Here is a 22,816-nt window from a genome sequence, read left to right as displayed (position 1 = left end):
CCAATCCCCCGTCCCGCCGCTTCATTTGGCAAATGGGCTGCCATCACCTATCTATCAGCTAACGCAACGAAAAAATCCTTATGGCCAAGCCACCAACCAAATCAAAAAACACCTCCGGCCCCCGGCGCACCCGCATGCCTGCCGCCGATGCTCTGCCCACGCGCGAACAGCTTCTCGAAGCGCTCGCTCAACAGTCTGACATCAAGGGCAAGCGCGATCTCGCCAAGGTGTTCGGCATCCGTGGCGACATGCGCCGCCCCTTCAAGGCAATGCTGAACGAGCTTGAGGGCGAGGGCATCATCACGCGCACCCGCAAGGCGCTGCGCCGCACCGCCGCCCTGCCGCACGTCACCGTGCTCGATATCCCCACCGATGCCGATCCCGATGATCTGCACGCCTTCCCCGCCCAGTGGAACGAGGAAGAAGGCGAAAAGCCCCGCGTTCAGGTGATCGGTGGTCGCGACGCCCGCGTCGTGCCCGCGCCCGGCGACCGCATCCTCGCGCGCATCGATGCCGGCGAAGACGACGTCCCCCACTACACCGCCAAGGCGATGAAGATCCTCGACAAACCCCGCCGCGCGCATATCGGCATTGTGCGGATGGACGACGACGGCGCCCGCCTCATCCCGGTCGAGCGCAAGCAGAAGGAAATGCGCATCCCCCTGGGCGATCTGCTCGATGCCAAGGACGGCGATCTGGTGGAGGTCGAGGTAAAGCTCTCCGGCCGCCTGATGATCCCGCGCGCCAAGGTCACTTCCGTCATCGGCAATCCCATGTCCGAAGGCGCAATCAGCCTCATCGCCATTCACGCCCTCGAAATCCCCTACCGCTTCCCCGCCTCCGTCATTCGCGAGGCCGACGAAGCCCGGGAAGCCACCCTCAAGGGCCGCGAGGACTGGCGCGAACTGCCCCTCATCACCATCGACCCGCACGACGCCAAGGACCACGACGACGCCGTCCACGCTGAGCCCGACACCGACCCCACCAACCCCGATGGCCATATCGTCACCGTCGCCATCGCCGACGTCGCCGCCTATGTCCGTCCCGGCACTGCGCTCGACCGCGAAGCCTATCTCCGCGGCAATTCGGTCTATTTCCCCGACCGCGTCGTGCCGATGCTTCCCGAGCGTATTTCCAACGAACTCTGCTCGCTCAAGGAAGGCGAACCCCGCGCCGCGCTTGCCGTGCGCATGGTGTTCGGCGCCGATGGCAAGAAGCGCAACCACAGCTTCCACCGCATCCTGATGCGCTCCGCTGCTAAACTGAGCTACCAGCAGGCCCAGGCCGCCATCGACGGCAATGCCGACGACAAGACCGGCCCCCTGCTCGACCCCATCCTGCGCCCGCTCTATGCCGCCTACGACGCCATGACCAAGGCGCGTGACAAGCGCGGCCCGCTCGATCTCGACCTGCCCGAACGCAAGATCATCCTCGACGAAAAAGGCCTCGTCAAAGACATCCACACGCCCGAGCGGCTCGACGCCCATCGCCTGATCGAGGAAATGATGATCGCGGCCAACGTCGCGGCCGCCGAAACGCTTGAGCAGAAGAAATCGGCCCTGCTCTACCGCGTCCACGATGAGCCCAGCAGCGAAAAGCTCCAGGCGCTGCGTGATTTCCTCGGCTCGCTGGACATTGCCATCAAGAAGTCCGACAGCGTCCGCGCTTCGGATTTCAACGGCATCCTCGCCCAGGCCCGCAAGGCCGGCAATATCGAGCAGGTCTCGGAAATGGTTCTGCGCAGCCAGGCCCAGGCCGAATACTCCCCCGAGAACTACGGCCATTTCGGCCTTAATCTGGACCGCTACGCCCATTTCACCTCGCCCATCCGCCGCTACGCCGACCTCATTGTCCATCGCGCACTGATAACGGTGCTGGGCATCGGCGATGATGGCCTCAGCGAAAGTGAAATCCTCAAGCTGCCCGGCATCGCCCAGCACATCTCGGCCACCGAACGGCGTGCCATGAACGCCGAGCGTGAAACGTCCGACCGCCTGCTCGCCCAGTTCCTTGCCGCCCAGATCGGCGCCCGCTTCGAGGGGCGCATCTCCGGCGTCACCCGCTCCGGCCTTTTCGTGCGCCTGCTGGAAACCGGAGCCGACGGCTTTATTCCTGCCTCCACCCTCGGCGAGGATTACTACCGCTATGCCGAAGACCAGCAGGCCATGGTCGGCGACCGTACCGGCGAAAAATTCGCCCTCGGAGATCGCGTAACCGTCCGGCTACTCGAAGCAGCGCCTGTCGCCGGCGCCCTGCGTTTCGAGCTTCTGTCGGAAGGCACACGCGGCAATCCGTCATCTAGCCGACGCTCCACAAAGCGCCCACCTAGATCATATGGCCCGAAGGGCCGCAAAAAGAGGTAGAGCGATGACCAACAGGGCAAAAGCAATCGAACAGCGCAGCGTCGGCCAGGCGATGTGGCGCGGCACGCTCTGTAAGTGCCCTCATTGCGGTCAGGGCAAGATGTTCCGCGCCTACCTCAAGGTTGCGGATCACTGCAACGCCTGCGGCGAACAGCTCAACCTGCATCGCGCCGACGACTTCCCGCCCTATATCGCCATCACCATCGTGGGTCACATCCTGGTGCTGGCCATGTTGCACATCGAGATGGTCTACCAGGTCAGTCCGCTGACCTATCTCTACACCATGATTCCACTGGCCGTTATCATGCCGCTCGCCATGCTGCCGTCCATCAAGGGCGCCATCGTCGGCCTGCAATGGGCCAACGGCATGTACGGATTCGGCACCGGCCAGATCGACTGAGATTTTTCGGCACTGTGCGGCCAACGCACCGTGCCCCTCGGCCACCCAACACAGCGACTCCCAGCGGGCACCAAGCCCACCCCACACACCGCGTTTCCCTCGGGCTCGACCCGAGGGCCACTATCAACCCGATACGCGTTGCGGGAGGTCCTCGGATCAACCCCGAAGACAGCGCGGAACGTGACGAGACTCGGGCGGGGGCAATCGATCCCCCATTGACAATCGGACCGAAATCCGTAGGTTGCGCCCAAATTCCCAGCGCCGCATTTTGCGGCGCCTTTCGCTTTGTGAAGGACTAACCAATGGCCAAAGCCGCTTCCGTCAAGATCAAGCTCGTGTCGACGGCTGATACTGGCTTCTACTACGTCACCAAGAAGAACGCCCGCACCCAGACCGAGAAGCTCTCGTACAACAAGTACGATCCGGTCGTGCGCAAGCACGTCGAGTTCAAGGAAGCCAAGATCAAGTAATCTGGCGCCTGCTCTGTCGAATATCAAAAAGCCCCGCATCGATGATGCGGGGCTTTTTCGTGAGTGCAGGTCGTAGAACAGGATCGATTGAGTAGAACAGGGTCGGACTGAGCAGACCTCATCCTGAGCCTGTCGAAGGACGAGGTCGTGGCACCCGGCCTCCACTCGCTCGGCCCCGGGTCAAGTTCACATCAGGCGCGATGCGCTCTGATGGGCACCCTTGAACCCCGCAGGTGCCCTCAACGTTAGCACCATGCTAGCGCTTTAGCCCAATATGCTGTGCGACATCCAATGATGAGTGGCTGGTCCGGAGCGGCATGTCGAAGAGGCCACTCTGTCCGCGTCCGGACCAACCGCCCCATGGTTCTCAGGAGTTGCGGCGAACCTGAGAAGTCCCTGGGGAACTCGCCGGCGAGGCCCTTTCGGGTGTCTCGCTGCGGTGAATTCAACCTACTCTCAGAGCCGAAAAACTCAAGGATAACCGGCACTTCGGCGCCGACAACCCTTTGTTAATTATAACAAATAACCCTAATACGCGCAATTGCGCACAAATCAGGCGGCGTCGAACACCACCCGGTTCCGCCCCTCGCGCTTGGCCCGGTACAGAGCCACGTCGGCCCGCTTGATAAGTGACTCTGGCGTCTCCGAGCGTGCCTCGTTGAGCGTCACCCCGGCCGATACCGTCACCGACAGGTGCCGATCTGCCCCAATCTCGAAACTCCGCTCCGAGATGGACTGCCGCACCCGCTCCGCAATGGTTTCAGCCTGCCGATAGTCGGTATCAGGCATCAAGACCACGAACTCTTCACCGCCAAATCTGCAAGCAAGATCAACGCCACGGATGTTTCTCTTCAACCGTGCCGCGAACTCCCGGAGCACCGCGTCACCGATATCGTGGCCATAATTGTCATTGACCGATTTGAAGTGATCGATGTCCAGGATCATCAGCGCCATGTCGCGATCCTGGCTCTGCGCCTTGCTCAGCATGACACCGAGATGGCGGTCGAAATACCGGCGATTATACAGCCCGGTCATGTCGTCGGTCACGGCCATCGCCATGGTATTGTTGACGCTTTGGCGCAGCTCCAGCGCATAGCGATGGCGCCTGATCTGGGTGCGCACGCGCGCTGCCAGCTCGTTGCGCTCCACCGGCCGGGAAATGAAATCATTCACCCCCAGATCCAGCGCCCGCACCACGCGCGGCCTGTCCGCTTCGTCCGCCACAAGAATGATCGGCAAGGTCCGGGCATGCTCCAGCGTCCGAATCTGCGAGCAGACCCGCAGCGGATCATAATCCGCCAGCGCCATGCTCACGATCGCCAATTCGTATTGCGCACCAGTGACCTGGAACACCGCTTCGGCTGGCTGCGTCAGGATGTCGACCTGATGTTCCGGCGTGAGATAGTTCTTGAGGCGCTCCGCATGGCGCTGATCGGTGTCGATGATCAGGATCGAGCCGCCCGCGGTGCTGATCTTGTCCATCGCCCTGATCGCGTCTTCAACGGCGATCTGCTGACCCGTCATGGCGCGGGCGCGCAATTCGTCAGTCAGCGATTTCAAACGCACCAGGCTTTTGACGCGCGCCATCAGTTGAACATCGTCGACGGGCTTGGTCAGAAAATCATCTGCACCCACCTCAAGCCCGCGAACCCGGTCGGAAGGCTGATCCAGCGCCGTGACCATCAACACCGGGACATGATGGGTCTTGGGGCTACCCTTGAGCCGCAGACAGACCTCGAAGCCGTCCATCTCCGGCATCATGACGTCGAGCAGGACAATGTCGATGTCGGAATTGGCGCAGATATCAAGCGCTTGCTGCCCGGAGGTCGCCGTTACGACTTCGAAATACTCGGCCGTAAGGCGCGCTTCGAGCAGGCGCACATTGGTTGGAATATCATCGACGATCAGAACGCGTGCGGTCACTTCAAGCCCCGGAAAATGTTCACCCGCCGGTAGCGTTCACTATCGGCGTCAGGCGACAGACTGACCGGGAAAATACGCGCCGATCAGGCGGGGCCAATGTACCGGGCAATAGTTTCCAGAAAGTGAGGCACGGATATCGGTTTGCTGATGTAGCCCTCGCAACCGCCTTGCAGAATCCGTTCTTCGTCGCCCTTCATGGCAAAAGCCGTGACGGCAATGACGGGTATGTGCGCGAGCTCATCATCGTCTTTGAGCCATTTGGTCACCACGAGCCCGGAAACCTCCGGCAGCTGGATATCCATCAGAATCAGGTCTGGGTGATGGGCACGGGCGAGATCGAGCGCCTCCATACCGTTGCGGGTCTGGATCACGGCATAGCCACGTGATTCTAGCAGATCGTTGAAGAGCTTCATGTTGAGCTCGTTATCCTCGACGATCATAACTGTCTTTGGCATGAATTCTTCCTCGCACCGGCAAGGTGCCGGCGGCACTTCGCTTTGCCGCCATCTTCAGCTAACATTGAATCCGTTACAAAACACCAAATGAGCCCGGCTGTGCCCCGTCCCGACAAAGCCGACCCATCCGTGACATCGCTGGCTGAAGCCTGCCTTGGCTATCTGGCAGAGAACCCTGAAGAATTGCTGGGTTTCATGCAGTATGCTGGCCTCGATCCAGCGGCGTTGCGCAATGCTGTCGGCACCCCTGCTTTCGAGCGCGGTCTTATCGACTATGTTGCCGCCAACGAAGCGATTCTTCTCGCTCTTTGCGCCAATACGGGTCTGTCGCCCGAACAGTTCATGCGCGTTTGGCATCGGATCAACCCAGCGGGGTAGCAATTGGCGCGCGAATGGCTTTGCCGGGATTGCCTGCAACACGGCACCAATGCAGCAGCACTGGGACGTTGCCCCGCTTGCGGGTCGCCGCGCTTGATCAGCCATGACGAACTCTTTTCCCTTTCCATTGCTCACGTCGACTGTGACGCCTTCTATGCCTCCGTGGAAAAGCGGGATGATCCGAGTTTATGGGATAAACCCCTGATCATTGGCGGCGGCGTTCGCGGTGTAGTTTCCACCTGCTGTTATATTGCCCGCCAATCCGGTGTTCGTTCGGCCATGCCCATGTTCAAGGCCACACAGCTTTGCCCGGACGCCGTTATCATCAAGCCCGACATGGCCAAATATGTAGGTGTGAGCCGCCAGATCCGCCAGATCATGCAGACGCTTACCCCCATGGTGGAGCCACTCTCAATCGACGAAGCTTTCCTGGACCTCTCGGGCACTCAGGCCCTCCACAAGGCCCCTCCTGCCCTGGTCCTTGCCCGCTTCGCCAAAGCTGTCGAAACCGAAATCGGCGTCACCATTTCGGTTGGCCTCAGCCACAACAAGTTCCTCGCCAAGCTTGCCTCCGATCTCGATAAGCCGCGAGGTTTTGCCGTGATCGGGGAAGCCGAAACGATGTCCTTCCTCGCGCCAAAGCCGATCAGCATGATCTATGGCGTGGGCAAGGTCTTCGCCGAAACCCTGCGCAAGGATGGCCTGAACACCATCGGACAATTGCAGGAGGAGCCGCCGGAAAACCTGATGCGGCGCTACGGCGAAACCGGCGCCCGCCTTGCCCGCCTCTCGCGGGGCCAGGATAGCCGCCGCATCTCGCCAGAAGGCGAAATGAAAACCGTTTCCTCCGAGACCACCTTCAACAGCGATATCTCGTCCCTGGAAGAGCTTTCCACCGAACTGCTCAACGTCACCGAGCGCCTCTCCGAGCGGCTCAAGGCCAAGAACATCGTGGGCGACACAGTGACCCTCAAGCTGAAATCGGCCGGTTTCCGCTTGCGCACACGCGCGCGGCACCTAATGATCCCCACGCAATTGACCAACGTGATTTACGAGACCGGCCTGTCGCTGCTGCAGCGGGAGGTTGACGGCACCGCTTTCCGGCTAATCGGAATCGGTGTTTCAGGTATCGATACTGCAGATGGCACCGATCCGGCCGATCTGCTGGAACCGGCCATAGCACGCAAGGCAGCCGCCGAGCGGGCAATGGACAAGGTTCGCACCCGTTTCGGCCGTGAGGCTGTAATCCGCGGCAAGCTCTATGGGCGCAAGCCCAGCAGGGCTCCGCTCGACATTGACGACGAAAAAACCGAAGGCAACACCAGATGACCAGCCCGATCGAAAAGCTCCGCGAATATGGCTACGAACTGCCCGCACCCAAGGCGCCGGTCGCCAGCTACGTTCCCGTCACCCGCACCGGCAACATCCTCTATGTATCCGGCCAGATCTCCAGCAATGAAGCCGGCGTCGTTACCGGCCGTCTGGGCGACAACATGAACGTGGTTCAGGGCGGCAATGCTGCCGAACTCGCCGCCCTCAACGTGCTGAGCCAGATCGTCCACATGGGCGGCGTGCCGCTCGAGGACATCAAGCGCATCCTCAAGGTCACCGTCCTCGTCGCCTCCACCGCTGAATTCACCGAGCAGCACCTGGTCGCCAATGGCTGCTCCAACATGCTGGTCAGCGTACTTGGGGACAAGGGCAAGCACGCCCGCGCAGCCTTTGGCGTAGCCTCCCTGCCCTTCGGCGCTGCCGTTGAAATCGAGGCAGTGGTCGAGGTTTAGCCGGGACGCCTGGGGGTGGCCAAGGGTTGAAGCCGAGGCTCCCCCGCCCCATATCGGTCAGACCATCCTCCAAGCCCCGATCCCCACATTGTCAAGCAGCGCTTACAAGGCGACCATCCATCCCTCCACGGCCAGCATTCCGGCTGCCGTCTGGAACAGCCTCGTGCCCTCGACCGATGGCGTGACGGATAATCCGTTTCTCGATCACGCCTTTTTCCTGGCGCTGGAAGAATCGCGCTGCGCGACCAGCCGCACCGGTTGGCAGCCGCAGCACATTCTCCTGAGCGACGAGGCCGACGAGCCGCTTGGGCTCATGCCGCTGTTTCTCAAGTCGCACTCCATGGGCGAATATGTTTTCGACCACGGATGGGCCAACGCCCTGGAGCGCGCCGGCGGCAGTTACTATCCAAAGCTGCAATGTTCGGTCCCATTCACGCCCGCAACTGCGCCAAAGCTGCTCGTGCCCGGAGTAAAACCGGAGATAAAAGCGAGCTTGCTCGCAGCAGCACAGCAGCTTGCTTCGCAGCGAAACGCCTCCTCGGTGCACGCCACCTTCGTGCCCCAGGCGGAAGCGGACGAGATTGAAATCGACGGTTGGCTCAAGCGCCTCGATACGCAATTCCACTGGCACAATCAGGGATACAGCAGTTTCGACGAGTTTCTCGAAACGCTATCCTCCCGTAAACGCAAGACAATTCGCCGCGAACGCCGCGACGCACTCGCCGATGGCCTCACCGTAAAATGGCTCTCCGGCTCCGACCTTAGGGAACACCACTGGGACGCATTCTATGATTTCTACGAAGACACCGGCGCCCGCAAATGGGGGCGCCCATATCTAAATCGCGAGTTTTTCTCGCTCATCAACGAAACCATGGCCAACCGCATAGTATTGATGCTGGCCTATGACGGACCAACACCCATCGCTGGAGCCATAAACTTTGTCGGTAAGGATCGGATATTCGGCCGCAACTGGGGCTGCACGCGCGACGTCCCGTTCCTGCACTTCGAACTCTGCTACTACCAGGCCATCGACTACGCCATCCAGCACAACCTCCAAGTCGTCGAAGCAGGCGCCCAGGGCGAACACAAACTGGCCCGCGGCTACGAGCCCTCCACCACCTACTCAGTCCACTGGATAGCCCACCCCGCCCTCCGCGAAGCCATCGCCGACTACCTCGACCACGAGCGCACCTCGGTCGAACACAACCAGGAACTCCTCGAGCAATTCACCCCGTTCCGCAAAGGCGAGCGGACTAACCGCTGACACCGGCAGCACAAACACCACTTTCCCCTCCGATCCTTCCGCTCTATGTAGGGGTATGATCTGGGATATACTCGCCTTCATTCTCCAAGCCGCCCTGGTGTTCATCGTGTCGACGGCTCTGTTCGACGCCTTGCATTGGATACTTCACAAATGGGAGACCTCGCGCTTCCCGCTTTTGCGCAAGTTCTCATCCTGGCACTGGGTTCACCACAAGTTCCTGGGCCTCGACATGCAGGTCAACCCCGCCTATGCGCGCGCCAATCTGTGGTTCCACATCCTGCCGGAATACCTCACCTCCATGGCTGGGACCTTGATCTTCCTGCTATTTTTCCCCTGGCCCGTTATCGCGACCGTTGCCGCAATCCGCACAATTATGCTGGTGATGACAATCCGGGAGGAGGGTCTGGACTACAACCACATGTCCATGGACCGCGTGGGCGGCCAACAAGGCCTGCTCTGGGTGGACAATAACTACCACGCCATGCACCACGTCTATCCGCACAACTTCTTCTCGTCGTTCGCGAATGTATTTGATCTAGCTGCGGGCACCGCCTGTCAAATAAAAGGGCGCCGCTTCCTGATCACAGGCGCGAGCGGAGCCTTTGGTTCAGCCATGGCCGCAAAGCTCGCCGCACTTGGCGGGACCGTGGATACAGCCAAGTCCGGCGTCGACTTCACCGCCGGCAACTACGCCGCCACGGGCGAAAAGCTTGAACGTGCGGATGTGCTCGTCCTCTCCCACGGCGCCAAGAGCGAAGACTGCTGGAACGCCAACTATCAAACCTTTTGCGACCTGATCGATCTCTTCATGGAGACGGGCAAGACCCGGCTAGCGCCACCAGAAGTCTGGGCGCTGGGGTCGGAGGTCGAATTCCACGGCGACATGGGCATGGCTGAACTGAGGGACTATTCTGCGTCCAAGCGAGCTTTTGCACTGCGGGCGCGCGACTACTATCGGTCCAACGCCTTGATCTACCGGCACATTGTTCCGTCCTCTTTCACGTCGGCCATGGGCAAGGGCGCCATGAGTGCCAGCACAGCGGTCGGCATCGCGCTGTTCTTTATCCGGCGCGGATTCCGCTACGTACCGGTTACGCTGACCGGGCTCGCCGTGCTCAATTACTTTCGTTTCCGATTCTTCCAAAAGGGCGAGCCGGCAACCTTCAAGCCGGCGGAGTGAACCATGAGCTATGACCCATCCAACATTTTCGCCAAGATCCTGCGGGGCGAGATCCCGAACCACAAGGTATACGAAGACGAAACAGCCCTTGTAATGATGGACATCTTCCCGCAATCGCGTGGGCATACCCTCGTCATTCCCAAGGCGCCATCGCGCAATTTGCTGGACGCTGATCCGGAAGTATTTTCGGCTTTGATGCCCCTGGTTCAACGGGTCGCGATTGCCGCCAAAGCCGCCACGAAAGCAGATGGCATACGACTCGCTCAGTTCAACGAAGCGCCTGCCGGGCAAACCGTCTTCCACCTGCACTTCCACATCATCCCGATGTATGAGGGTCAAACATTGGCTGCTCACGCGGGCGGCAAGGCGGATGAAGACGAACTGGCAGCGCTGGCAAAAGCAATAGCGGCGGAACTGAACCGGTAAGGGTTCGCTGTCGCCAACAGCCCCTCAGCTACCTATGTCGGTGCCAACGCACCAAGACGCGCAGCGTCCGCCTCGATCAGAGTTCGTGTTCGACAACCAATCCACCCTTGAGGGTGACGATCCGGTCTGCTCGTCGCGCCAGATCATGATTGTGCGTCGCGATCAACGCTGCGGCCCCTTCGTTCTTGATCAGATTGGCCAGTGCACCAAAGACGATTTCGCTGGTCTCCGGGTCAAGATTGCCTGTCGGCTCGTCAGCCAGAATGACCTTCGGATGATTGGCGGATGCCCGCGCGATGGCCACGCGCTGCTGCTCACCGCCGGATAGCTCTGCCGGCCTGTGGGTCGCCCGGTTGCCGATCCCCAATAGCTCAAGGAGTTCCATCGAACGCCTGTCCGCATCCTGCTGCGACTTGCCGGCAATAAGTTGCGGCATTGAGACATTCTCGAGCGCAGTGAATTCCGGCAGCAAATGATGGAACTGATAAACGTAGCCAACCGTGGATCGACGCAATTGCGTCCGCCCGCGATCGCCCAGCTTGCTGGTTTTGATGCCGACAATCTCCACCTCGCCGCCCTGCGGGCTCTCCAGCAAACCAGAGAGATGCAGCAGCGTCGACTTCCCCGCGCCGGAAGGCGCAACCAGTGCAACGAGTTCACCGGTCTTCACGGTCAGATTTGCCGCTTCCAGGACGCGCACAAGCTTGTCGCCTTCGCCATAGTGCCTATGGACATTGGTCAGGACGAGATGAGGTTTACTCATAACGCAGGGCCTCTACTGGGTCATATTGAGCGGCTCGCCACGCAGGATAGAGCGTCGCGAGAAAGCTCAGCCCGAGAGCAAGACAAACCACTACCGTGACCTCTACAGGATCGGTCTTGGACGGCAAAGACGACAGGAAAAACACTTCCGGCGGGAAAATCGCTACGCCGAGCGTGTTGGAAATGAAAGCCCGCAATGGCTCGGCATTCGCAGCTACGACCAGTCCCAGTCCAGTTCCGACCAGCGTGCCGATAACGCCGATGGTCGTTCCGGTAATGGAGAAAATCCGCATGATCGCCCCTCGGCTGGCACCCATGGTGCGAAGCACGGCGATGTCCGAACTCTTGTCCTTCACCAGCATGATAAGGCTTGAGATGATGTTGAATGCCGCGACCAGAATAATCATCGAGAGAATGGTGAACATCACCACCCGCTCCACCTGCAGCGCGGAAAAGAAAGTCTCGTTGCGCTGCTGCCAATCGGTGAGGATTAACGGCCTGATCGGCGAGGCTTGGATGCGCTCGCGGATCGTTGCCGTATCATCGGGATTGGAAATGAATATCTCCGCGGCCGTCGCCTGGTTGATGCGCTCGTAGGCAGCGTCGATCTCTTCGTCACTCGCCAGAGGATCAAGCTGCTCGAACCCGGGTCGTAGCACCTCGGTGAACATCTTGAAGTAGTCCTGCGCCGGCTCCAGCGGCATGTACATGTAGAAGCTGTCGAATTCGACCATGCCAAGATCGAAGATGACGTTGACCGGATACGATCTGATCTGCGGTGTCGTCCCGAATGGGGTCATGGCGCCGTCAGGATTGATGATCTGCACCTGGTCGCCCAGCGACACCCCAAGCGTCTGTGCCAACCTGTAGCCGATGCCGATTCCCCGGCTGTCGTCCCAACCGTCCCAACCGCCCTGCACGGCTGCCCCATGAAGGAGCTTCAGCTTCTCGAGGTTTTCCTCGTTCATGCCCCGCACAGTGACGCCAGTGGAATTACCACGGCCCGATGCAAGCACCTGCCCCTCGACGAAAAACACTGCAAATTCCACCCCAGGTATGTTCTGGATAGTGGCAATGGTTTCCTCGTAGTCAGTGAACTCGCTCTCGATCGGATATGCCGTGAAGTGACCGTTCAATCCCAGTATTTTGGTCAGGAGCTCGGCGCGAAAGCCGTTCATCACCGACATTACGACGATCAGCGTGGCGACGCCGATGGCCACACCCACCATGGTGAGGCTGGCGATCACCGAAATGAACGCTTCCTTGCGCCGGGCGCGCAAGTAGCGCCCAGCAACCATCCACTCGAACCGCGAGAAGGGACGCGTGCCCTTATTCAGCAGCATCGGCGCCGTGTCGGTCAAATGTCGGTCTTTCTCTGCGGTTCGATCAGCGCTTTCAAGCGTGTCACGGCATCGGCAATCGGCAGGGTCTCGCGCTCGCCACTCTGGCGATGCTTGATCTCGACCTCGCCCGCCTTCAGCCCACGCGGCCCCAGGATGATCTGGTAGGGGATACCAATAAGATCGGCAGTGGTGAACTTGGCGCCGGCGCCCTGATCCCGGTCGTCATAGAGCAAGTCGAGCCCGGCAGCTGTCAGCTCTGCGTAAAGCTCGTCGCACGCAGCGTCGCACTCTGCATCACCTGCCTTGAGGTTGATCAGCACAGCCTCGAAGGGCGCCACGCTCACCGGCCACACGATGCCAGAATCATCATGGCATGCTTCAATAATCGCCGGCACGAGCCGCGTCAGCCCCACGCCGTAGGATCCCATATGAACGGTGATTTCCTTGCCGTCGGGCCCGGTGACATTTGCCTTCATGGGCTCGGAGTATTTGGTCCCGAAGTAGAAAATATGGCCAACCTCGATGCCGCGGGCCGATACCCTGAATTCTTCTGGCACGCCTGCCTCGAACTGGCCCATATCGACCATGTCCTCGGTTGCCGCATACAGCGAGGTCCAGTCGTCGAAGATTGGCTTCAGATCGCCACGGAAATCGGTGTCCGGTCCGGGAATGGGCTTATCGAGCAGCCGCTTGTCGCAGAACACCGCGCTCTCGCCGGTATCAGCGAGCACGATCCACTCGTGACTGAGATCGCCGCCGATCGGACCCGTGTCGGCCCGCATCGGAATAGCGGTGAGCCCCATGCGAGCATAGGTGCGCATATAGGCCACGAACATGCGCTCATAGGCTTTGACCGCATCTTCCTTGGTGAGGTCGAACGAGTAGGCGTCCTTCATCAGGAACTCGCGGCTGCGCATCGTGCCAAAGCGCGGGCGCACTTCGTCGCGGAATTTCCACTGGATGTGGTAGAGGTTGAGCGGCAGGTCCTTGTAGGACTTCACCGACGAGCGGAAGATGTCGGTAATCATCTCCTCGTTGGTCGGGCCATAAAGGAACTCGCGCTCGTGACGATCCTCGATGCGCAGCATCTCCTTCCCATAAGCCTCGTAACGGCCGGACTCCCGCCACAGGTCCGCCGACTGGATGGTCGGCATCAGCAATTCAATCGCACCGGAGCGGTTCTGCTCCTCCTCGATGATGCGCTGGACCTTCATCAGCACCTTGTAGCCCAGTGGCAGCCAGGAATAGAGCCCGGAGGCTTGCTGGCGGATCATTCCCGCGCGCAACATCAGCCGATGCGAGACGATCTCGGCTTCCTTCGGAACGTCACGTAACACGGGCAGGAAATACCGGGACAGGCGCATGGGAACTCCCGAAAGAACAATCGACTCAAGGCTTTTCTTGGCGCCCACTCAAACCCTGTTCGATCATCCGATGCAAGCATGGAAGGCATGCAGAATCTGCGTGACAGCCCCCTAACAACTTGTTAGGGTCTGGAACAATAAAGCAAAGGCGGTTCAAACCGCTGGACGTCGACAACGTCAAGGGAGGAGCGTTGGCAGCGCGCTTCAGTAGCGCACCTAAGACCAGCGTATTGTCGAACGAACTCAATTCAGCGGGGCCATGTGCCCCGCTTTTTTGTTTTCAGATGATTGGTAGTCCAGCGACGATGACTGGAGATGATCTTCGTAAGGCCGCCCTGGCACTGCCCGGTACTACAGAACATCCCCATTTTGATCGGATAGCCTTCAAGGTCGCACGCATTTATGTGACGCTGTCACACGATGGTGAGACGGCCAATTTGAAACTCACTCCCGACGAGCAGGAATTCAAATGCCAGCTCGCGCCGGATATATTCCAACCTGTCGACAACGCGTGGGGCCGACAGGGCTGGACAACCATGCACTTGTCGAAGGCAACCGAAGCCGATCTGCGCGCTGCTCTGGCACTTGCTCATAGCCACGCAGTTGGCAAAACCAAGCGGTAGTCAACGGTTCCAGTAATGATGCAGAGTCTCGTTGCTAAGTCCCCAGAACACCAGAAGGGTCATGATCACCGCGACACCGGTTGCGATCGATGCCCGGAAAAGCAATCTTGGCGCAACAGGCGCACCGGGATCAGTCCCCGCGACCACATCTCCGGCATCACTCTGACTGCGAGCGCCGATCGGCAACACGGCAACGAAGCTCAGCCACCAGACAACGACAAAGACGGCGATGGCGGAAGTAATCGGCATAGTGCTTCTCCTTGGCGGCGTCGTGCCCGTACTTCAGCAAGCTCACTGCCCAATAGTCAAACGCGAGGGGCAATGAGCGTTGCTTTGCCTCATCCGTCATATCGGGCAAGGCCGTTACGGATGCTTATACCCGATGCACGAATACCGAGACATTGGGCTTTCTGCCCCAGTAGGCATTCACTTCGTTGCGAACAGCCTTGAACAAAGCCGAATTCAACACTTCCGTATCGCTGCGACGCTTGGGCGGCATCGACTTCAACACCCCGGCCACCGTGTCTTCGACCAACTCGGTCAATGACTCGTCCTCCGTCTCGGGCAAGCCTTCGATTACCAGATCCGGGCCGGACACGATCTGCCCGCCGCCATTCACACACAGGCTGACTACGACGTGGCCGCCGAACGACAGACGCCTACGCCCTTTGACGCCCGACTCTTCCGGGGTGCAGAGCACCAGCCCATCAAGATAGAGCTCACCAGTCCGCACTTCACCAGGAAATGCCATCGGTTCGGGGAACAGACGGACCATGTCGCCATTGCGGGCTTCGCACACATTGGGAATCCCGGCGTCACGGCCAAGCTTCGCATGAGCCTCGAGATGCACTGCCTCGCCATGGACCGGCACCAGTACCTCTGGCTTTACGAGCGCGTAGAGACGCCGCAATTCCTCCCGGCGCGGGTGGCCCGTGACGTGCACCAGGCCATCATTCTGGGTGATCACCTCGACACCTTTGTCGATCAACATGTTCTGAATGTCGATGACTTCGCGCTCATTGCCGGGGATTGCCCACGACGAAAAGATCATGCGATCACCGGCGTTGAGATCGATCACCGGGTGTTCGCCGCGCGCAATTCGGGCAATGGCGGCCCGCGCTTCGCCTTGGCTACCGGTGCAGATCAGGACGATCTTGTTACGCGCTATCGTGCGATAGGCATCCTGGTCGAGCAAGGGCGGCAGCCCTTCCAACATGCCGAGTTCCTTGGCAATTCCCATGATCCGGTGCAGCGAGCGTCCGGACATGACGACCTGCCGTCCTGCCTTCTCTGCCGCACGCACGATGGAAACAACACGGCCAACATTGGAGGCGAACGTGGTGACCGCGACCCTGTTGGGCGATTCAGCGATCATCGCTGCCAAATTGGCGGCCACTTCGGCCTCGCTCGGGCTTTCCCCATCCTTCAGCGCATTCGTCGAGTCGCAGATTAACGCCAGCGGCGTGGCAGTGTCCTCACCGATCTGCTGCAGGCGGGCAACATCCGTCGGCGCACTCAGAACCGGCGTTGGGTCAAGCTTCCAGTCGCCGGTATGAAGCACCCGTCCCACCGGTGTCGAAATCAACAGTGCGTTTGCTTCAGGGATGGAGTGCGCCACGTTGATGGCTTCAAGCGTAAACGGCCCGACCTGGAACGGTTTGCCGGGCTGCATGATGGTGACGTCAACATTTTCAACGATGCCATCCCCAGCCCGCTTCGCGGCCAGCATTGCCGCGGTAAAGGGAGTGCAATACACGGGCTTCTCGAAGCCAGGCCACAGGTCCAGAACGGCACCATAGTGGTCTTCATGGCTATGCGTGAGGATCAGCGCGAGTACGTCATCGGCCCGCTCCTCCAAGAATTCAGGGTTGGCCATGATTAGCTCAATCCCCGGCAGGTCCGGTCCGCCGAACGTGACCCCGCAATCTACCACAATCCACTTGCGGGAACGCTCGGGCCCGAAGCCATATGCCCCCATATTCATGCCAATCTCGCCTACGCCGCCAAGCGGCACGAAGACGAGTTCATCCCTTTGGTTTTGAGCCATGGGTCTATCGTTCCTTTCGAGCGCAACGCCGGGGCGAACTTCGGTCGCCGGTCGCCTGCGCAGATGATGGTCAGCTTCGGGCGCTGGCCGTTGCCCCAAAATGTACGTCGCCCGCCGTGACAGCGATGCGGCGATCGTCATCGGCTCGAACGATCAATCGCCCGGCCGCGTCAATTGTTTCAAAAATGCCGCGCAGGATGTTGCCATCCTGACTGATGGAAACAGGCGCGCCGATACCCGCCGCCGACCCTCGCCAGCGCTGAAGTACCGCCTCGATACCCAGCCCATCGTTCCACAACCCGAACGCCTCTACCCAGGCATCGCTTAGTGCTTCAAAGACGTCCTCTGCGGTGCGCTCATTGCTCAGATCGACAAGGCTTGTCGCTGGATAGGGTAGTCCCGTGGGAGCCGCAACGATGTTGATACCGATGCCGATCGCGATGGCATGTTTGCCGTCTGGCATCTTGCTCGCTTCTAGCAGGATACCGGCCAACTTGGCACCGTCGGCCAAGACGTCGTTTGGCCACTTTAGCGCGATCCGCCCACTGCCATTCAGTTCATCGGCACCATCTATGCCGATCTTGACTGAACCATGGGGCAATATGGACGACAGCGCCCCGCTCAGCGCCACGCCGGCAACAAAGCCCAGCGTAGCCGCTACGCTGGTCTCGGCCTCCGGAACGAGCAGGAGGGTGGCGGCAAGATTGCCGTGCGGGTTCTCCCAAGTGCGCCCCCTGCGCCCCCTGCCCGCGGTTTGCTGCCGGGCAACAAACCAGATGCCACCAGGATCTCCAGCGTTCGCCGCCGCAATCGCTTCGGCGTTTGTCGAACCGATACTGTCATAGCCGCGCAACCGGTACCCGGCTGCACGTGCCCTTGGTCCGAGCGAGAACTCCCTCACCTAGAATAGGCTTCCAGCTGCTACATGCGCAAAGCTCGCAAGTGGACCGCCGACCGTGAAGTAGTAAGTGACCACGAACAGCCCGCTCACCGCCATGATGATCGTGAGCTCGGCTGGCACGGCTTCAAAACGATGCACGGGCTCGTCGAAATACATCACCTTGACGATACGCAGATAGTAGAACGCGCTTACTGCTGACGCCAGAACGCCAATAACGGCCAGTAGATAAAGCTGCGCGTCGATCGCTGCCAGGAACGCATGCCACTTGGCAAAGAACCCTGCCAGAGGGGGCATGCCAATCAGCGAAAACATGATTATCGCCATTATCGCTGCCACGAAGGGACGCGTCTGAGCTGCCCCAGCGAAGTCTTGAATGGTCTCCACATAGCCGGCGTCGCTCCGCAATGAGAGAATGCAGGCAAACAGGCCAATATTCATGGCGACGTAGATGGCCATGTAGATTGCCACACCCTCGACGCCCACCTGCGTACCAGAGGCAAGGCCGACCAAGGCAAAGCCCACATGACCAATCGAAGAGTACGCGATCAGGCGCTTGATCGACTTCTGCCCAATGGCGGCGAAGGCAGCAAGGACCATCGAGGCTATCGAGAGGAAGATGACAATTTGCTGCCAATCATGGGTGATGCCTTGAAAGGTGTCCATGACCAGTCGCACCATGAGCGCCATGGCAGCAACCTTTGGAGCAGTCGCGAAAAATGCCGTCACAGGGGTCGAAGCACCCTCATAAACGTCGGGCGTCCACATATGGAAAGGAACGGCCGAAATCTTGAAGGCAACACCTGCCAGAAGGAACACGACACCGAAGATGAGCCCAATGGACCGGCCTTCCGCTGCGATGGCGATCACGATTTCCTGAAGATTGGTGTGGCCGGTGAAGCCATAGATCAGCGATGCTCCGTAGAGCAACATGCCTGAGCTCAGCGCGCCCAGCACGAAATACTTGAGGCCCGCTTCAGTCGCACGTGGATCGTCGCGCTTGATCGCAGCCAGCACATAGGCCGCCAGCGACTGGAGCTCGAGCCCTATGTAAAGGCTCATCAAATCATTGGCGGACACCATGGCCATCATGCCAAGTGTCGCCAGCAGCGCCAGTATCGAATACTCGAACTTGTGCGTACCGTTCTCCTCGGCATGCGGCAGCGCAAGCATGAGCGAAAACGCCGCTCCGGCGAGGACGATCACCTTCATGAAGCGCGCAAAGCTGTCCGCGATGAAGACACCATTGAACAGCACGCCCTCGGCAGGCGCAAAAAGCACGATTGCCGCCACGATCAGAAGCAGGAGGACGGCGCCGTAGGAAACAAGAAGCGAACGCTCCTTGTTGATTGCAACGCCAACCAGCAGCAACACGATCGCGCCGACTGCCAGCAGCATCTCGGGATACGCAGGAGCCAGGCTCGCGAAATCTGTAACGTCTGAGTTCACGGGAGTCTCCTAGTGGGATGCAGCCGCAGCGGGCTCATGAGCCGCCGCTTCTTCAACCGGCGTGGGCGCAACTTCGCCCAGCAACGGGTTCGGCGCACTGAGATCAATGCCAATAGATGCCGAATATTGAGCGACCAGCTTGTCCACGGCTGCGGCAGTGGTGTCGAGGATGGGGGACGGATAGAAGCCGAACACAATGGTCAGAACGATCAGCGGATAAAGCATCACCTTCTCGCGCAGATTGAGATCCAGCATGCCCCTGAGGCTTTCTTTGGTCAGGGCGCCGAAGATGATCCGGCGATAGAGCCATAGCGCATAACAGGCCGAGAAAATCACCCCGAACGCCGCGCCGAAAGCCACCCAGGTGTTTACCTGGAACACGCCAATCATCGTCAGGAATTCGCCCACGAAGCCTGACGTTCCGGGCAAGCCCACATTGGCCATGGTGAACACCATAAAGGCAAAGGCATAGCGGGGCATGCGCTCCACCAGACCGCCATACGCAGCAATGTCACGGGTATGCATGCGATCATAGATGACACCCACGCACAGGAACAAGGCACCCGACACGATGCCATGCGAGATCATCTGGAACAGCGCACCCTGAATACCCAGCGCATTGCCAGCGAAGATACCCATTGTCACGAAGCCCATATGAGCGACGGACGAATACGCAATGAGCTTCTTCATATCGGTCTGCACCAGCGCGACGAGTGAGGTCACGATAATGGCTGCCACCGAAAGGAAGAAGATTATGTTGGCGAACTGTAGCGACGCGTCGGGGAACATGGGCAGGCTGAAACGCAGGAAGCCGTAGCCACCCAGCTTGAGCAAGATCGCGGCCAGGATCACCGAACCGGCAGTTGGCGCCTGAACGTGCGCCTCGGGCAACCAGCGGTGCAATGGCCACATCGGCATCTTGACGGCAAGCGACAGGAAGAACGCCCACCAAAGCCATGGCTGCCAGGATTCTGGGAACTCGTGGTTGAGCAGCTTGGCAATGTCGGTAGTGCCGCCATTCCAATACATGGCCATGATAGCCAGAAGCATCAGCACAGAGCCGGCGAAGGTATAAAAGAAGAACTTGTAGCTGGCCTGGATACGGGCCGAGCCACCCCAGATGCCGATGATCAGGAACATCGGCAGCAGTGTGCCTTCGAAGAACACATAGAACATAGCCAGATCAAGCGTGGTGAACACGCCGATCATCAGCGTCTCCAGCACCAGGAAGACGACCATGAATTCCTTGACGCGCGTTTCGATGGATTCCCAGCTCGACAAAATGCAGAACGGCATCAGAAGCGCCGAAAGCACCACGAAAAGCACAGAGATGCCATCCACGCCGACCCGATACCCGATGCTGTCGCCGATCCATGGCAAGTTCACCACGAACTGAAAGCCTGGATTGGATGGGTCGAACGCCGACCACATCCAGAGCGACAGCGCCAACGTAACCAACGTTGTTGCCAGCGCCGTCCAGCGGATCGCGTCAAGAGAATTCCTGGGGGTCACCAGGATGATCGCAGCCCCGAGCAACGGCAGCCAGGTCAGTATCGTCAGGATAGTGTTGTCGAAATTCATCAGATCAGTCCCCCGGCCGCGATGGCCCAGGTCAGCAGTGCCGCGATGCCGATCAGCATGGCGAAGGCATAATGATAGAGGTAGCCGGACTGGAGCTTGACGACCCAGGACGTGACATTCTGGACCCGCCGGCCGAGACCTTCGGTAAGCTTTTCATTGATCAGCCAATCATCGAACCCTCGCCAGAACGCGCGTCCGACCCAGATCGCAGGCCGCACAAAGATCGCGTCGTAGAGTTCGTCAAAGTACCATTTGTTGAGCAGGAACCGATACAATCCCGGATTCTGTGCGGCGAGCCTGCGCGGCATGTCGGGTTCCCTGATGTACATGTACCAGGCGGCCACAAAGCCGACGATCATCGAGATCGTGGCGCTCCATTTGACCCATAGCGGCACATGGTGAGCGGCTTCGATGATCTCGTGATCAACAAAAATGGAGCCAGCAAAGAAGTGCTCCACGTGTTCGAGATCCTCGAAGAACATCCCGTAGAACAGAGCACCTGCGAGCACTGCCCCCGCTGCCAGCACAAATAGCGGCACCAGCATTACGTTTGGTGACTCATGGGCATTGTCATAGGCGGAACCATGATGAGCATCATGGCCATGACCGTCGGCATTGCTGTCGTCGATCGGCTCATGATGTGTTTCAGCCGCGGCGTGCACCGGATCGGGATGAGCGGTGTGCGCATGCTGCGCATCCCGCGGTTTGCCATGGAACGTCAGGTGAATGAGGCGCCAAGAGTAGAAACTCGTGAACAGCGCAGCAATCACCAGGAGCCAGAAGGCAAACGAGCCAACATTGCCACCATAGGCATAGGCTGCCTCAATGATGGAGTCCTTGGAGAAGAAGCCCGCAAAGCCCAGGAAGTTCGTGCCGGGAATACCCACGCCGGTCAGCGCCAATGTACCTATCAGCATCATTGCGTAGGTGATCGGAATCTTCTTGGAGAGCCCACCCATGTTCCGCATGTCTTGCTCATGATGCATGGCGTGGATGACCACGCCGGCACCAAGGAACAGCAACGCTTTGAAGAAGGCGTGCGTGAAGAGGTGGAACACACCAGCCGAGTACGCACCCGTGCCCAGAGCCACGAACATATAGCCCAGTTGAGAACAGGTCGAATAGGCGATGACGCGCTTGATGTCGTTTTGCACCAGACCGACGGTCGCCGCAAAGAATGCGGTGATGGCACCAATAACGATCACCACCGTCAAGGCAGTTGGCGAAGTCTCGAACATTGGCGACAGCCGAGCCACCATGAAGACACCAGCCGTGACCATGGTCGCAGCATGGATCAGCGCAGATACCGGGGTTGGCCCCTCCATGGCATCAGGCAACCAGGTGTGCAGCAGGAACTGCGCGGACTTACCCATGGCGCCCATGAAGAGCAGAAGGCAGATCACCGTCAGGGCGTGGAAGTCCCAGCCCAGGAAGTGCATCGTGTAATTGGTTACTTCCGGCAGGTTCGCGAACGCTGCGTCGAAGTCGATGGTACCCAACAGCATGAAGCTGCCGAAAATACCCAACGCAAAGCCGAAATCGCCGACGCGGTTTACGACGAACGCCTTCATCGCTGCGGCATTTGCCGAAGGACGCGTGTACCAAAAGCCGATCAGCAGGTACGACGCCAGACCCACACCTTCCCACCCGAAAAACATCTGTAGGAAATTGTCGGCGGTCACCAGCATCAGCATGGCGAACGTAAAGAGCGACAGATAGGCGAAGAAGCGGTTCCGGTGCGGATCCTCGGCCATATAGCCGATCGAATAAATATGGACGAGGCTCGATACCGTATTGACTACCACCAGCATGATGGCCGTCAAGGTGTCGACCCGAAGCGTCCAGCGCAGATCCATGTCACCGACCTGAATCCAGCGCATGATCTCCACCTTCACGGCGGCAGCCTGAGCTTCCTCGCTAGCCACTGCGCCCACCAGCCCATCGCCAAATGCGACAGGCAGGAAAACGACCCAGCTCAGCACAGCCGAGATAATCAGCAGGCCCGTGGTGATGTACTCGCTGGGCCGATGTCCGATGGTACGGCCCAGCAAACCAGCAATGAGCGCGCCGATAAGGGGCAGAAAAACGATCGCTTGAATCATAGCG

Annotated in this window: 21 protein-coding genes; 10 read left to right on the top strand and 11 right to left on the bottom strand. The window is 59.5% G+C overall.

Features of this window, described 5'->3' with window-relative positions; genetic code table 11:
• Positions 1-80 precede the first annotated feature (80 nt).
• The 3 genes from rnr to rpmG all read left to right on the top strand — a co-directional run bounded on the left by rnr (position 81) and on the right by rpmG (position 3,233).
• The gene (gene rnr, locus C8264_RS02235; protein ID WP_108459301.1) at positions 81-2,363 is read left to right on the top strand and encodes a ribonuclease R; all 2,283 of its coding nucleotides are present in this window, start codon (positions 81-83) and stop codon (positions 2,361-2,363) included.
• 4 nt (positions 2,364-2,367) lie between these two features.
• Positions 2,368-2,763, top strand: a complete 396-nt coding sequence (locus C8264_RS02230) for a DUF983 domain-containing protein (protein ID WP_108459300.1) — start codon at positions 2,368-2,370, stop codon at positions 2,761-2,763.
• Between the two features lie 302 nt (positions 2,764-3,065).
• Positions 3,066-3,233: a 50S ribosomal protein L33 gene (gene rpmG, locus C8264_RS02225; RefSeq protein WP_035096841.1), complete on the top strand. Its 168-nt coding sequence runs from the start codon at positions 3,066-3,068 to the stop codon at positions 3,231-3,233.
• Between the two features lie 552 nt (positions 3,234-3,785).
• On the opposite strand, the gene C8264_RS02220 is transcribed toward rpmG, so the two are convergent.
• Together C8264_RS02220 and C8264_RS02215 are read right to left on the bottom strand one after the other, a co-directional pair.
• Positions 3,786-5,156 carry a PleD family two-component system response regulator gene (locus C8264_RS02220; RefSeq protein WP_108459299.1) on the bottom strand — a complete coding sequence of 457 codons (1,371 nt, stop codon included), beginning with the start codon at positions 5,154-5,156 and terminating at the stop codon, positions 3,786-3,788.
• Between the two features lie 83 nt (positions 5,157-5,239).
• Positions 5,240-5,611, bottom strand: coding sequence for a response regulator (locus C8264_RS02215; protein WP_108459298.1), 372 nt, complete (start codon positions 5,609-5,611; stop codon positions 5,240-5,242).
• Between the two features lie 87 nt (positions 5,612-5,698).
• Between C8264_RS02215 and C8264_RS02210 the strand changes: the two genes are divergently transcribed.
• From C8264_RS02210 to C8264_RS02185, 6 genes are all read left to right on the top strand, one after another.
• Entirely contained in the window at positions 5,699-5,989 is a 291-nt protein-coding gene (locus C8264_RS02210; protein WP_108459297.1) for a DUF3572 family protein, read from the top strand.
• 3 nt (positions 5,990-5,992) lie between these two features.
• Entirely contained in the window at positions 5,993-7,318 is a 1,326-nt protein-coding gene (locus tag C8264_RS02205; protein WP_108459296.1) for a DNA polymerase IV, read from the top strand.
• The gene (locus tag C8264_RS02200) at positions 7,315-7,773 is read left to right on the top strand and encodes a RidA family protein (RefSeq protein ID WP_108459295.1); all 459 of its coding nucleotides are present in this window, start codon (positions 7,315-7,317) and stop codon (positions 7,771-7,773) included. Before C8264_RS02205 ends, C8264_RS02200 begins: the two co-directional genes overlap by 4 nt.
• 88 nt (positions 7,774-7,861) lie before the next feature.
• Positions 7,862-9,037, top strand: a complete 1,176-nt coding sequence (locus tag C8264_RS02195; protein ID WP_425430655.1) for a GNAT family N-acetyltransferase — start codon at positions 7,862-7,864, stop codon at positions 9,035-9,037.
• Positions 9,038-9,092: 55 nt separating this feature from the next.
• Positions 9,093-10,217: a hypothetical protein gene (locus tag C8264_RS02190; protein WP_108459294.1), complete on the top strand. Its 1,125-nt coding sequence runs from the start codon at positions 9,093-9,095 to the stop codon at positions 10,215-10,217.
• Positions 10,218-10,220: 3 nt separating this feature from the next.
• The gene (locus C8264_RS02185) at positions 10,221-10,643 is read left to right on the top strand and encodes an HIT family protein (RefSeq protein WP_108459293.1); all 423 of its coding nucleotides are present in this window, start codon (positions 10,221-10,223) and stop codon (positions 10,641-10,643) included.
• A gap of 76 nt (positions 10,644-10,719) precedes the next feature.
• On the opposite strand, the gene C8264_RS02180 is transcribed toward C8264_RS02185, so the two are convergent.
• The 3 genes from C8264_RS02180 to proS are packed head-to-tail and all read right to left on the bottom strand — an operon-like array spanning position 10,720 to position 14,112.
• Positions 10,720-11,406: an ABC transporter ATP-binding protein gene (locus C8264_RS02180; RefSeq protein ID WP_108459292.1), complete on the bottom strand. Its 687-nt coding sequence runs from the start codon at positions 11,404-11,406 to the stop codon at positions 10,720-10,722.
• Positions 11,399-12,748, bottom strand: a complete 1,350-nt coding sequence (locus C8264_RS02175) for an ABC transporter permease (RefSeq protein ID WP_108459495.1) — start codon at positions 12,746-12,748, stop codon at positions 11,399-11,401. The genes C8264_RS02180 and C8264_RS02175 overlap by 8 nt, the downstream gene beginning before the upstream one ends.
• 14 nt (positions 12,749-12,762) lie before the next feature.
• Complete coding sequence (gene proS, locus C8264_RS02170; RefSeq protein ID WP_108459291.1) at positions 12,763-14,112, bottom strand: proline--tRNA ligase; 1,350 nt, start codon at positions 14,110-14,112, stop codon at positions 12,763-12,765.
• Between the two features lie 191 nt (positions 14,113-14,303).
• On the opposite strand from proS, the gene C8264_RS02165 reads away from it, so the two are divergent.
• Positions 14,304-14,735 carry an MmcQ/YjbR family DNA-binding protein gene (locus tag C8264_RS02165; protein WP_245892899.1) on the top strand — a complete coding sequence of 144 codons (432 nt, stop codon included), beginning with the start codon at positions 14,304-14,306 and terminating at the stop codon, positions 14,733-14,735.
• Here C8264_RS02165 and C8264_RS02160 read toward each other — a convergent pair whose 3' ends face one another.
• From C8264_RS02160 to nuoL, 6 genes are all read right to left on the bottom strand, one after another.
• On the bottom strand, positions 14,736-14,984 hold the full coding sequence (locus C8264_RS02160; protein ID WP_108459289.1) for a DUF1467 family protein: 249 nt from the start codon (positions 14,982-14,984) through the stop codon (positions 14,736-14,738).
• Positions 14,985-15,108: 124 nt separating this feature from the next.
• Positions 15,109-16,923, bottom strand: a complete 1,815-nt coding sequence (locus C8264_RS02155) for a ribonuclease J (RefSeq protein WP_245892898.1) — start codon at positions 16,921-16,923, stop codon at positions 15,109-15,111.
• The gene (locus tag C8264_RS02150; protein ID WP_108459287.1) at positions 16,853-17,683 is read right to left on the bottom strand and encodes a biotin--[acetyl-CoA-carboxylase] ligase; all 831 of its coding nucleotides are present in this window, start codon (positions 17,681-17,683) and stop codon (positions 16,853-16,855) included. Before C8264_RS02150 ends, C8264_RS02155 begins: the two co-directional genes overlap by 71 nt.
• Positions 17,684-19,129 (bottom strand): NADH-quinone oxidoreductase subunit NuoN, encoded by a 1,446-nt coding sequence (nuoN, locus tag C8264_RS02145; RefSeq protein WP_108459286.1) that lies wholly within the window; start codon positions 19,127-19,129, stop codon positions 17,684-17,686.
• A 9-nt stretch (positions 19,130-19,138) separates the two neighbouring features.
• Positions 19,139-20,710 carry an NADH-quinone oxidoreductase subunit M gene (locus C8264_RS02140; RefSeq protein ID WP_108459285.1) on the bottom strand — a complete coding sequence of 524 codons (1,572 nt, stop codon included), beginning with the start codon at positions 20,708-20,710 and terminating at the stop codon, positions 19,139-19,141.
• Positions 20,710-22,812 carry an NADH-quinone oxidoreductase subunit L gene (gene nuoL / locus C8264_RS02135; RefSeq protein ID WP_108459284.1) on the bottom strand — a complete coding sequence of 701 codons (2,103 nt, stop codon included), beginning with the start codon at positions 22,810-22,812 and terminating at the stop codon, positions 20,710-20,712. Before nuoL ends, C8264_RS02140 begins: the two co-directional genes overlap by 1 nt.
• Positions 22,813-22,816 lie beyond the last annotated feature (4 nt).

Origin of the sequence: Devosia naphthalenivorans, from assembly GCF_003056355.1 — a bacterium.
GTDB lineage: Bacteria > Pseudomonadota > Alphaproteobacteria > Rhizobiales > Devosiaceae > Devosia > Devosia naphthalenivorans.
This window is presented reverse-complemented; position numbering and strand designations above follow the sequence as displayed.

Coding starts and splice junctions, on each gene's coding strand:
- rnr (WP_108459301.1), top strand. CDS start 81: ATGGCCAAGCCACCAACCAAATCAAAAAACACCTCCGGCCCCCGGCGC.
- C8264_RS02230 (WP_108459300.1), top strand. CDS start 2,368: ATGACCAACAGGGCAAAAGCAATCGAACAGCGCAGCGTCGGCCAGGCG.
- rpmG (WP_035096841.1), top strand. CDS start 3,066: ATGGCCAAAGCCGCTTCCGTCAAGATCAAGCTCGTGTCGACGGCTGAT.
- C8264_RS02215 (WP_108459298.1), bottom strand. CDS start 5,611: ATGCCAAAGACAGTTATGATCGTCGAGGATAACGAGCTCAACATGAAG.
- C8264_RS02210 (WP_108459297.1), top strand. CDS start 5,699: ATGAGCCCGGCTGTGCCCCGTCCCGACAAAGCCGACCCATCCGTGACA.
- C8264_RS02200 (WP_108459295.1), top strand. CDS start 7,315: ATGACCAGCCCGATCGAAAAGCTCCGCGAATATGGCTACGAACTGCCC.
- C8264_RS02190 (WP_108459294.1), top strand. CDS start 9,093: ATGATCTGGGATATACTCGCCTTCATTCTCCAAGCCGCCCTGGTGTTC.
- C8264_RS02185 (WP_108459293.1), top strand. CDS start 10,221: ATGAGCTATGACCCATCCAACATTTTCGCCAAGATCCTGCGGGGCGAG.
- C8264_RS02180 (WP_108459292.1), bottom strand. CDS start 11,406: ATGAGTAAACCTCATCTCGTCCTGACCAATGTCCATAGGCACTATGGC.
- C8264_RS02175 (WP_108459495.1), bottom strand. CDS start 12,748: ATGCTGCTGAATAAGGGCACGCGTCCCTTCTCGCGGTTCGAGTGGATG.
- proS (WP_108459291.1), bottom strand. CDS start 14,112: ATGCGCCTGTCCCGGTATTTCCTGCCCGTGTTACGTGACGTTCCGAAG.
- C8264_RS02160 (WP_108459289.1), bottom strand. CDS start 14,984: ATGCCGATTACTTCCGCCATCGCCGTCTTTGTCGTTGTCTGGTGGCTG.
- C8264_RS02155 (WP_245892898.1), bottom strand. CDS start 16,923: ATGACGATCGCCGCATCGCTGTCACGGCGGGCGACGTACATTTTGGGG.
- C8264_RS02140 (WP_108459285.1), bottom strand. CDS start 20,710: ATGAATTTCGACAACACTATCCTGACGATACTGACCTGGCTGCCGTTG.
- nuoL (WP_108459284.1), bottom strand. CDS start 22,812: ATGATTCAAGCGATCGTTTTTCTGCCCCTTATCGGCGCGCTCATTGCT.